Consider the following 10,948-nt stretch of genomic DNA (forward strand, 5'->3'; position numbering starts at 1 on the left):
TGGACTTCGGCCAAGTGATCTGCTATCCCGCACACCAATCGCGAGGCGCTGCCGCGCGGAATGAACATTTTTTGCCTCTGTCATTGGGATGACCCAGGCATCAACCGAACCAAAGGAACGTGATTCTCGTGCAGGTACTCGTCCGCGACAACAATGTTGACCAGGCTCTCCGCGCTCTCAAGAAGAAAATGCAGCGCGAAGGCATTTTCCGCGAAATGAAGATGCGCGACTACTACGAAAAGCCTTCGGAAAAGCGCGCTCGCGAAAAGGCTGAAGCTGTTCGTCGCGTTCGCAAGCTGGCCCGCAAGCGCCTTCAGCGCGAAGGCGGAGTTGCTGCACGCTAAGGCGTTCCCGTCGTTATTTCGACGTTTTCAGATGCATGTTGGCGGGGGCGATCTGGTCGCCACCGCCTTTTTTGTTTGCTGCTTCGCCTGCCCGTCTCAAGACCGGCCGGCCGTAATGGGGAAAACGAGCCCGCATGGCTGATACGATGTTGAATGCCCGATCCTTGCGTTCGTCGACGAAAATGACCGCCCTGCCCGTGCTGGCGCTGGTCGCCGCTCTCGGCCTCGCCGGCTGCACCACGAACAGCACCTCCGATGCCGTCATCCGCATCGACAAGGCCCAGGGCTCGCAGGAAAACATCGCATCGCTGACCTCGGTCATCAACGCCAACCCGCGCGATCCCGAGGGTTACAACGTTCGCGGTTCCGCCTATGGTCGCGGCGGCGATTTCCGCGCGGCGCTGAACGATTTCAACACCGCGCTGCAGATCAATCCGAAATTCTACCAGGCCTACGCCAACCGCGCGCTCGTCTACCGCAACATGGGCCAGCAGCAGCAGGCGATCCAGGATTACAATTCGGCGCTGCAGATCAACCCGAATTACGACGTGGCTCTGATCGGCCGCGGCAACGTCTACCGCACCGCCGGCCAGGACGACGCCGCCTTCAACGATTTCAACAAGGCGATCCAGAACGGCACCACCGACGGCCGCGCCTACCACAATCGCGGCCTGATCTTCCAGAAGCGCAACGACCAGGCCAAGGCGATCGACGATTTCTCCAAGGCGATCTCGCTCTCGCCGAACTCGCCGGAGCCTTATAACGGCCGCGGCATTTCCTACATCGCTCTCAATGACGACGACAACGCCTTCGCCGACTTCAACCACGCGATCGAGCTGAACGGCAACATCGCCGAGAGCTGGGCGAACCAGGCGCTGGTCTACGAGCGCCGCGGCGACAAGCAGAAGGCCGCCCGCTCCTATCGCCACGCCATCGGCCTCAGCCCGAAATACCAGCCTGCCAAGGACGGCCTCGCCCGCGTCAGCGCCGCCGGCTGATCCAGCCCAATTACGGAGGACGAGGACGACGATGGCTGCCAAACCGCATGTGATCGTCGTCGGCGCCGGCATCATCGGCGCTTCCATCGCCTGGCATCTTGCCCGCGATGGCGCCAAAGTCACCGTCGTCGCCGAGGATAATGGCGGCGTCGCCACCCCCTGCTCCTTCTCTTGGATCAACGCCAGCTGGGGTAATCCCGAATTCTACTATCGCTTCCGCCGCCGCTCGATGGCCGAGTGGAAGAGATTTGCCGGCGAACTGCCAGGCCTGCCGCTCGAATGGTGCGGCAGCCTCTCCTGGGATCTTCCGCCGGAGCGGCTGGAAGCCTTCATCGCCGAGCACGGCGCCTGGGGCTACGGCATCGAGCGCGTCGATGGCGATGCGATCCGCAAGCGCGAACCTCATCTCGCCAATCATCCCGACCACGCCGTGGTCGTTGCCGAGGAAGGGGCCGTCGAGCCGGTCGCCGCCGCCCGCATGATGCTCGCCGATGCCAAGACGCGCGGCGCGACCGTCATCGACGCCGCCGTGCGCGGGCTGCTGCGCACCGGCGAGCGTATCTCCGGCGTGGTGACGTCGGCGGGCGTGATGGAGGCCGATCATGTCGTGCTCGCCTCCGGCGCCGGCACTGGGCCCTTGACCGCAAGCATCGGCATCACGCTGCCGATCGAAACGCCGGCCGGCCTCATCGTCCATTCCCGCCCGCATGCAAGGCTCTTGAACGGCCTCGTCATGGCGCCGGAGCTGCACATGCGCCAGACCGCTGAAGGCCGCATCATCGCCGGCAGCGATTTCGGCGGCGCCCAGCCGGGCGAGGACCAGCATGCGACGGCGCAAGCCCTGTTCGCCAAGGTGAAGGTCGCACTTGCCGACAGCCAGTCGCTCGCCATGGATTTCTTCACCGTCGGCTACCGCCCGACGCCGAAAGACGGTTTCCCTGTCATCGGCGACGTCTGCGACGGCCTCTATATCGCCGTCATGCACTCCGGCGTAACGCTGGCGCCACTCGCCGGCATGCTCGCCTCCAGCGAGATTTTGCAGGGCGAGAGCGATCCGATGCTCACGCCCTTCCGGCCCGGCCGCTTCCTCTGACAGCGCACGCAACACTGACCGACAAATGCCCTCTGGCATGTTTTAGTGTGTTGCAACCAATTCCCCCTGCCCCTAACATGCGACACGTTCGATAGCAGGCTATCGGGAATGTGATAGCGCGTTGAGGGCGGATATTGTGGTTGAACTCTCTGCTGTTACCTGTTGGAAATCTGTGTCCGCGGCCGTTCTCTCACGCGTCAGGCGGTGCCAGTGCCGATGAAGCGTAGCCTGCGTTTCTTCCCCAAGGCTTCGATCGGTACATACCTGATCGCGATGGCCGTTGCCGTGGCGCTCCCCATCTTCGCGCTGGTGGCATTGCTGCTCGGCCAGCTGGAAGACAGCCAGCGCTCGATCCTGAAGCGCGAGACCGCACAGGACGCGACAGCCCTAGCCCGCACCGTCGACCGCCAGCTGCAGGACATGGCGACCACGCTGCGGCTGCTCTCGACCTCGCCAGAACTCGAGCACGACGATTTCGCCGCCTTCCATAATCGTACCGAAACCGCGATGCGTGGCGACACGCTCTACGTGCTGGCGGTGGACAAGTCGGGCCAGCTGCTGCTCAACACCCGCGTCGATTACGGCACGCCGCTCGGCAAGGTGGCCAATCTGCCATCCGTCGAATCGGTCATGCGCTCCGGCCGCATCGAGGCATCCGATGTCTTCATGGGCCGCACCAGCGGCGAGTGGGTCTACAACGTCGCCATGCCCGTCAAGATCGGCGACGTCGCGGCCTTGATCGTCACCCAGAACGCCAAGGATCTCGCCAAGATGGTCTCGACGGAGGGCCTGTCGTCCGACTGGTCGGCCGCGATCCTCGATCAAAGCGGCCATGTGGTCGCCTCCGCCGGCGCAACCAATCTCGCCTTCGGCAAGCCTTTCGACCCCCGCATCCTTCCCGAGCTGATCAATTCGAGCGGCGTCTACGAAGACAGCGTCGTCATGCCGAAGGCCTTGCTCGGCTATGCGCAGATCCCCGGCTGGTCGTGGAAGGCCGTGGTTTGGGGACCGGTCGCCACCGCCCAGGCCTCGATCCTCACGACATGGCGTTTCCTGATCATCGGCGGCATCGCGCTGCTCTTGGTCGCCATCTTCGGCGCCTATATCGTCGCACGCCAGGTCCGCACCACCATTCGCGCCATCGCCGATATGGCCAACCGCATGGGCGAAGGCCACATCGTCGCGCCGATCGAAACCAGCGTGATCGAGGCCAACCGCGTGGCCGTGGCGCTCTCCAACGCCTCCTTCGACCGCAGCCAGACGGAAGACCGGCTGCATTTTGTCATGAACGAGCTCGTCCACCGCACCAAGAACCTGCTTGCGCTCGCCCAGGCGATGATGCGCCAAATCGCCCGGCAGGCGAGCTCGGTGGAGGAATACCAGGCAGCCGTCGCCGATCGCCTCGAGGGGTTGGCGCGCTCGATCCAGCTTCTGACCAGCGAGCAATGGGCCGGCGCGTCGCTGCGCCGTGTCATCGACATCCACCTTGAAGCCTTCCCGCACGCTTTGCAGCAGATCGAGGTGACCGGCACCGATTTCATGCTGAAGCCCGAGGCCGTGCAGAACCTCGGCCTCACCCTGCATGAACTCGCCACCAACTCGATCAAGTACGGCGCGCTCTCCGTCCCTCAGGGCCGCGTCAGACTCTACTGGCAGAGCATCCAGGAAGACGAGCACACCGAGGAGATGCTCCGCGTCGTCTGGGACGAGCGCAACGGCCCGCCTGTCACAGCACCCGAGCGCTCCGGCTTCGGCACGACAGTCATCAAGAACCACGCCGCCGCCGCCTTCAGCGGCAGCGTCCACGTCGACTTCCGCCCGGAAGGTCTGCGCTGGGAACTGACGGCGCCGCGCCGCGTGCTGCAGCGCGACTGAAGCAATCCCCCACCACACGCGCACGAACGAAATCCGGGCGGTCACCCACCCGGATCGATCACTTCGAATTATCTGGATAAGCCCGCGGGCCGCGCTTAGCGCAGCAGCACGAGGCCCGCAATGAACACGATCAGCAGCACCACGATGCCGCCAAGAAGGCCGGCGCCGGCGAAGAAGCCGGCGGTCATGCCGAGCAGCAGCGCGATCAGAAACAGCGTGCCGAACTTCGCGGCCGCCAGGAACATGTTGTAGGTCTGCTCGTGCGCTGGATAGTCCATCGGCGCGCCGACTTCGGCGGGTCCGGTATTGTGCTCGGCCATGCTTGTCATCTCCCTGAAACCCCGGCCCGCATCACGATGCGGCCGCATGACTTTCTCATCCGCACGCTCCCACGCGCAAATGTCCCGCTAGAGGAATTACACAAAGCCTTCAAAAGCGCAATGCATGAGAGTGCCGCAGGCGAGCGGCCGTCTCATGCATTGCTGATCGCCGCTCAAAGCGGCAGATCGGTTCCGAGATCACCCTCGGGCATGAAGCGCGCCGTCGGAATGATGTTGAGCGGCGGCATGCCGCCGGCGGGATCGCGCGAAAACATCATCCGCTGCTCGCTGGCGCTGGAGATGAAGAACGGATAGCGCGTCAAAAGCTTGCGCCCGACCTCGATCACATTGGTCGCCATCAGCGTCAGCTCGAAACCGTAGGTCTCGGTCATCCGGTTAGCGACGACGGTGTCGGCATAAAAGACGCGCTTGTAGAAGGCGGCATGAGCTGGACGAACATGCTGCATCACGCGGTCGGCCCTGAAATGCGCCGCCGCCACGATATTCGGCCGCAGCGTCAGATAAGGTATCCACGGCAGCTCGGTGCTGAGTTCCGGATCGGCGGCGAACCGCGCCGGGTCTATGAGGCTCATGCCGGCATCGAGGAACGCATCCATCTCGGCCGGAAAGATCCCGCCCGATTGCGACACGCGATGATCCGGTGTCACGTGGTGAATGCGGATCGTGCTGACCAGCTGCTCGTAATAGTAGAGACCGAACACATAGGCCTGGCTGTCGAAATCGGCATCGTCGATCATCGACTTGGCCGCAACGGGAAGCACTTCGCGCGCCTTGTAGGCTTTGAAACGCAGCCGCTCGACCTCTTCCATGTCCTCACCGCTCTCAATACGGCGGTACTCCACGTGGTCCATCACTTCGAGAATTTTACTGCTGAAATCACTCGTCTTTAAAGAGTTGTCCACCATTGCATCCCGGCCCAAAAGTTAACGGGCCATTAATCATACGGAACCGCGAGAAGGGCAAGAATTAATTAAAATTTGCCTTAGATTTGAGTTGTTAAGGTTAACAGGCTCGCGGAAAACACATGCTTATCAGCGTGGTCTTAAACATTCTGACGGGTGGATTTATGCAACTCTCGGGCGTTTGCGCGGCGTCGAGCGGCGGCTCAGACTCTGCGAGAGGAGTACGATGTTCTGCGACGGAACGGCCGGCGAGAACACGTAGCCCTGGACAAGATCGGTCGCCCGGTACTTGTTGAGAAGCGCCAGCTGCTCGGTCGTCTCGACACCCTCGGTGACGATCTTCAGGCCGAGCTCGCGCGCCAGGTTGACCGTGCCGCGCAACAACTTCAGGCGGCGGCCGTCCTCGACGATGTTGCGCAGGAACGAGCGGTCGATCTTGACGATATCGAGCGGCAGCGTATCGAGATAGCTGAGGCTGGAGAAACCGGTGCCGAAGTCGTCGATGGCGATCGTGATGCCCGACGCGCGAAGCTGCGCGAGGATGGCGCGCACGGCGGCCGGCTCGTCGATCAGGCAGCTTTCGGTGATCTCCAGGTGCAGCCGCTCCGGCTCCAGGCCGGAATTGTCGAGCGCCTGGGCGACGACCGCCAGGATATCGGCGTCGCGCAGGTCTCGCGCCGAGAGGTTGACCGAGACGGCAACATGCTCCGGCCAGGTCATGCAGTCGGCGCAGGCCTTCATCAGCACGAAGCGGGTGATCTCGGAAATGATACCCATCTCTTCGGCGAGACGGATGAAGACATCAGGCGGGATCGAGCCCTTTTCGGGGTGCACCCAGCGCGACAGTGCCTCGGCGCATTCGATCCGCGTGCCATCGGCCTTGAACATCGGCTGGTAGGCGACGCTGAGGCCCTGGTTGGCGACGGCTTCGCGCAGATCCGCCTTCAGCTTCTGCTGCTCGATATAGCGGCCATCCATTTCGCGCTCGAAGCCGGCAATGCCGCCGCGCTCCTTGGACTTTGCTTCAGACAGCGCGAGATCGGCCTTGATGCTCCATTCGTCCATGGCGAATGCATCGCTCTCGAGGATCGCGAAGCCGGCCGAGAGCGAGACCAGGAAGGTCACGTCATCGGCTTCGTAATTGCCCTGGATCGCGGCGTGGACGCGCCGGATCTCGGCGTCGAGCGCCTCGTTATCCTTGGCATGCGGGAAGAACAGGATGAACTGGTCGCCCATCAAGCGGCCGACGATGGCCTTGCGCGCCTGTTCCTCGATCCGGTTGGCGATGTTGCAGAGCAGATGGTCGCCGGTGATATGGCCGCGCATATCGTTGACGTGCTTGAACTCGTCGATATCGAGAACCATGAAGCCGACAGGGCCGCGCTTCTTGTGATGCTTGTTGAGATAGTCCTGCACGAGATGGCTGAAATACTCGCGGTTCGGCAGGCCGGTCAGCGCGTCGTAGCGCACCATGTGCAGGATCTTCTGCTCCGCCTTCACGCGGCTCGACACATCTTCGAAGATCAGCACGGCGCCGCCATCGGCGCGGCGGCTCGCGGAAAACTCCAGCGACAGGTCCTCGGGGAAATGAATGAGTGTGCGCGACAGCTTGCCCTCGGCGACATGCGTCATCTGCCGGAGGATGAGCTCCGGCTGCGTCGAATCCATGAAGCTGTAGCGCGCGCCATAGCGCAGCACCGCGCCGAGATCGCGATCCTTCAGCCGGCCGGGATCGCCGATCTTCAGGAGATCGCAGGCCTTGCGGTTGATCACCTGGATGCGATTTTCCGGATCGACCATGACGAGGCCGTGCGGCATGTTGTTGAGCGCCGTGTCGAAACGATCGGCGATCTGGGTGATCTCGCGGCGGGCAATCACGTTCTCATAGAGGAATTCGCGCACGCCGTTGGCCATGGCCCGCGTCGTCAGGCCGAACGGGATGAGAAACACCGACAGCATGGTGCGATAGAAATCGAGCGCCATCAGGCTGCAGAGGATCATCGGCAGGCAGCAGGCCAGCGTCTGCAGGTCGATCGCCTTCTGCGAACCGTAGTTGCGGCCGACGACCGAGACCATCGAGGCCATCGTCACCGCCGTGCAGGCGAGTTCGGCGAACGGGTCCTGCAGGAAGAAGATCGCGTATCCGCTGCCGATGCCGAGAATGGCGGCCGTCGAGGCGGCGCCGATCACATAGATCGTCTCCCAATGCTCGATCCGCTCGCGCGAAAGCGTCGACTTGTCCACCTTGTCGAACATGCGAAAGGTGATCATGCGCCCGGCGAAGACGATGAGGAAGGCGATGGAGAGCAGGACGTAAAACGGGGAATCGGTCTTGGCGGCGACGGCGAGAAACGCAACGACATGCACGGCCACACCCGCGACGAGCGTCATCCGGTTCCCGAAAAGGGAACTCACAAACGACAGATATACGTCAGTAGGGACCCTGTTCGGGTTATGTGGCTTCATCCATACTTTCCCTGTGCGGCGAAACATTACCGCCAACCCTTTAAAAATTGATTTCAGGGCACGCACACATTTGGTTGATTTTTCTGCAATCTTAGCGAGAGACACGCCGAGAATCGGCTGTTTTTGCAGCTTGACGGGGATGTTTCACAATAAGGCGGTCCATCCAGAGGTTGTCGCCATCCTCGCCGGCAAGTGCTGCTGGCGGTTCGCCCGCGATATAAGACTATAATCCAACATCCGGGCTTTCCGCTTCCAATTTCAGGGTCCCTGATCTACCACTTGAGGTGGGAGAGCATGGGGTAAAACCCATGAAATAGGAGGGGGAAAGGCATGCCGGTTTTTCTAGCCGCCAGCCGGCTGATCGATGCTGTCAGCCAGTTCATGGGCAAGCTGTCCGAATATATGGTGCTGTTCTGTTGCCTGATCAGCGCCGCCAACGCGCTGATCCGCTACACCTTCAACTACAGCTCCAACGGCTGGCTCGAGATCCAGTGGTATCTCTTTGCCTTCGTCGTCGTGCTGGGTGCCGCCCATACGCTCAGAATGAACGAACATGTCCGCGTCGACCTGATCTACGGCTCGGTGTCCGACCGGGCACGTCTGTGGATCGACACGATCGGGCTGATCGTCTTCCTGCTTCCCGCCTGCATCTTCCTCACATGGCTCTGCTGGCCCTTCTTCTGGCTCTCCTATGTCCAGCACGAGGTCTCCTCCAATGCCGGTGGTCTGATCCGCTGGCCGGTCAAGCTCATCCTGGTCGCCGGCTTCGGCCTTTTGACGCTGCAGGGTCTCTCCGAGCTGATCAAGCGCATCGCCGCGCTGACGGGTCATTTGGTCGTCGAGACCAAATACGAAAAGCCGCTGCAGTAACCGCGACCGGGAGGAAAGCCATTGTTCGATTTCGGCATCATTCCGCCGGCCATGTTCGTGGGCATGGTCCTTTTCATGCTCTACGGTTTCCCGGTGGCCTTTTCGCTGGCCGCCGTCGGCCTGTTTTTCGGCATCATCGGCGTCGCCATCGGCCATTTCAGCGAGGCCTTCCTGCAGGCGCTCCCATTGCGCTTCTTCGGCATCGTCTCCAACGATCTCCTGCTCGCCATCCCCTTCTTCACTTTCATGGGCGCCATATTGGAGCGCTGCGGCCTGGCGGAAGATCTGCTGGAGGGCATGGGCAAGCTCTTCGGCCGCATCCCCGGCGGCCTTGCCTATGCCGTCATCCTCGTCGGCGCGGTACTCGGCGCCATCACCGGAACGGTCGCGGCCTCCGTCATCACCATGGGCGTCATCTCGCTGCCCATCATGCTGCGCTACGGCTATAGCCCGAGGCTCGCCACCGGCGTCATCGCCGCATCCGGCACCATCACCCAGGTCATCCCGCCCTCCCTCGTCCTCGTGGTGCTCGCCGATCAGCTCGGCAAGTCGGTGGGAGACATGTATCTCGGCGCCATCGGCCCCTCGATCCTGCAGGTGGCGATCTTCATGATCTACATCCTGATCCTGTCGATCGTGAAGCCGGCCTCCGTGCCGCCGCTCCCCAAGGAGGTGCGCGGCGATTTCACCTGGGCGCTGCTCTTCAAGGTGCTGTCGGGCATGGTGCCCTCGATCGTGCTGATCTTCCTTGTGCTCGGCACCATCTTCATGGGGCTCGCGACCCCGACCGAGGCCGGCGCGCTCGGCGTCGTCGGCGCCATGGCGCTCGCCGCCATGCACCGCCGCCTGACCTGGCCGCTGATGCAGGAGGCGATGCGCTCCACCATGCACATCACGTCGATGGTGGTGATGATCCTGATCGGCTCCACCTGCTTCAGTCTCGTTTTTCAGGGCATGGACGGCTCGCGCTGGATCGAGCACATGCTCTCGGGCATCCCCGGCGGCCCGGTGGGCTTCCTGATCTTCGTCAATATCTTCATCTTCGTGCTCGCCTTCTTCCTCGATTTCTTCGAGATCGCCTTCATCGTCATCCCGATGCTGGCCCCGGTCGCCTCCGCGCTCGGCATCGACCTGATCTGGTTCGGCGTGCTGATCTGCGTCAACATGCAGACGAGCTTCATGCACCCGCCCTTCGGCTTCGCGCTCTTCTATCTCCGCTCGATCGCCGACCGCAGCGTCAAGACCTCCGATATCTACATGGGTGCCCTGCCCTGGGTCGGCATGCAGCTCATCCTCGTCGCCATCGTGATCTTCTGGCCGCAATCGGTAACCTACTGGCTGAAGAAGGGGCCGGAGGTGGATCTGAATTCTATCAAGATCGAGGTGCCCGGCTTTGGCGGCAACGGGCTTGGATTACCGCCGATGGGCACCCCACCCGGCATGCCCGGCCTGTCGCTGCCGCCGATGAATGGCTTGCCGGGGCAACCGCCGGCACAGGTGAAGCCTGCGCAGCCGGATTTGAGCCAGCCGCCGGTGATCAAGTAGGGGTTTCAGTTGGATAATGATTTTGGATGGGTGGGAGACCGGAGCCCCCTCATCCGACCCTTCGGGCCACCTTCTCCCCGCTGGGGCGAAGGAAAGATGGAGCGAGCGGCCCGCCAAGAGTCTCTTCTCCCCAGCGGGGAGCAACCATGTCTCATCCTTTCACATATTTCGGCGTCCATTCGGTCTGCCTGGTGAGGATTGTGTTGGCGAGAATGACGAGTTTTCTGGCCACCGCGATGACCGCGCACAGGTGCTCCTTGCCGTTGCCGCGCAACCGCTTGTAGAAGGCCGCCAGATCCGGATTGTGCCGGCGGGCGGTGAAGGCGCACATGAACAGGCTCTTGCGCAGCCTTTCGCGACCGCCCTGGATCCTGCGCCTGCCGCGATGCTTGCCGCTGTCGTCATCATAGGGTGCGACACCGGCAAGAGCGGCGACCTCGTTGCGGCCGGCATGGCCGAGCTCGGGCATGCGGATGACGAGGCAAAGCGCGCTGCGCACCCCGATCCCCTTGAT

At 62.5% G+C, this 10,948-nt stretch carries 10 protein-coding genes; 6 read left to right on the top strand and 4 right to left on the bottom strand.

What is annotated here, in order from left to right; translation table 11 throughout:
• The first annotated feature begins 128 nt into the window (after positions 1-128).
• From rpsU to D460_RS0117270, 4 genes are all read left to right on the top strand, one after another.
• Positions 129-344: a 30S ribosomal protein S21 gene (rpsU, locus tag D460_RS0117255; RefSeq protein WP_018899827.1), complete on the top strand. Its 216-nt coding sequence runs from the start codon at positions 129-131 to the stop codon at positions 342-344.
• Between the two features lie 134 nt (positions 345-478).
• Positions 479-1,342, top strand: coding sequence for a tetratricopeptide repeat protein (locus tag D460_RS0117260; protein ID WP_018899828.1), 864 nt, complete (start codon positions 479-481; stop codon positions 1,340-1,342).
• 31 nt (positions 1,343-1,373) lie between these two features.
• Complete coding sequence (locus tag D460_RS0117265; protein WP_018899829.1) at positions 1,374-2,435, top strand: FAD-dependent oxidoreductase; 1,062 nt, start codon at positions 1,374-1,376, stop codon at positions 2,433-2,435.
• 216 nt (positions 2,436-2,651) lie between these two features.
• Positions 2,652-4,310: a sensor histidine kinase gene (locus tag D460_RS0117270; protein ID WP_018899830.1), complete on the top strand. Its 1,659-nt coding sequence runs from the start codon at positions 2,652-2,654 to the stop codon at positions 4,308-4,310.
• Between the two features lie 95 nt (positions 4,311-4,405).
• Here D460_RS0117270 and D460_RS0117275 read toward each other — a convergent pair whose 3' ends face one another.
• The 3 genes from D460_RS0117275 to D460_RS0117285 form a co-directional block, all read right to left on the bottom strand.
• The gene (locus tag D460_RS0117275; protein ID WP_018899831.1) at positions 4,406-4,630 is read right to left on the bottom strand and encodes an aa3-type cytochrome c oxidase subunit IV; all 225 of its coding nucleotides are present in this window, start codon (positions 4,628-4,630) and stop codon (positions 4,406-4,408) included.
• Positions 4,631-4,803: 173 nt separating this feature from the next.
• Entirely contained in the window at positions 4,804-5,556 is a 753-nt protein-coding gene (locus D460_RS0117280) for a hypothetical protein (RefSeq protein WP_026283256.1), read from the bottom strand.
• Between the two features lie 159 nt (positions 5,557-5,715).
• Positions 5,716-8,019, bottom strand: a complete 2,304-nt coding sequence (locus D460_RS0117285; protein WP_026283257.1) for an EAL domain-containing protein — start codon at positions 8,017-8,019, stop codon at positions 5,716-5,718.
• A gap of 330 nt (positions 8,020-8,349) precedes the next feature.
• Between D460_RS0117285 and D460_RS0117290 the strand changes: the two genes are divergently transcribed.
• Positions 8,350-8,889: a TRAP transporter small permease subunit gene (locus D460_RS0117290; protein ID WP_018899834.1), complete on the top strand. Its 540-nt coding sequence runs from the start codon at positions 8,350-8,352 to the stop codon at positions 8,887-8,889.
• Positions 8,890-8,910: 21 nt separating this feature from the next.
• Positions 8,911-10,434: a TRAP transporter large permease subunit gene (locus tag D460_RS0117295; protein ID WP_018899835.1), complete on the top strand. Its 1,524-nt coding sequence runs from the start codon at positions 8,911-8,913 to the stop codon at positions 10,432-10,434.
• A gap of 151 nt (positions 10,435-10,585) precedes the next feature.
• On the opposite strand, the gene D460_RS0117300 is transcribed toward D460_RS0117295, so the two are convergent.
• Positions 10,586-10,948 (bottom strand): IS110 family transposase (locus tag D460_RS0117300; protein ID WP_018899602.1); only part of this gene is annotated, 363 nt, incomplete at its 5' end.

Source organism: Rhizobium sp. 2MFCol3.1 (genome assembly GCF_000377565.1).
GTDB lineage: Bacteria > Pseudomonadota > Alphaproteobacteria > Rhizobiales > Rhizobiaceae > Rhizobium.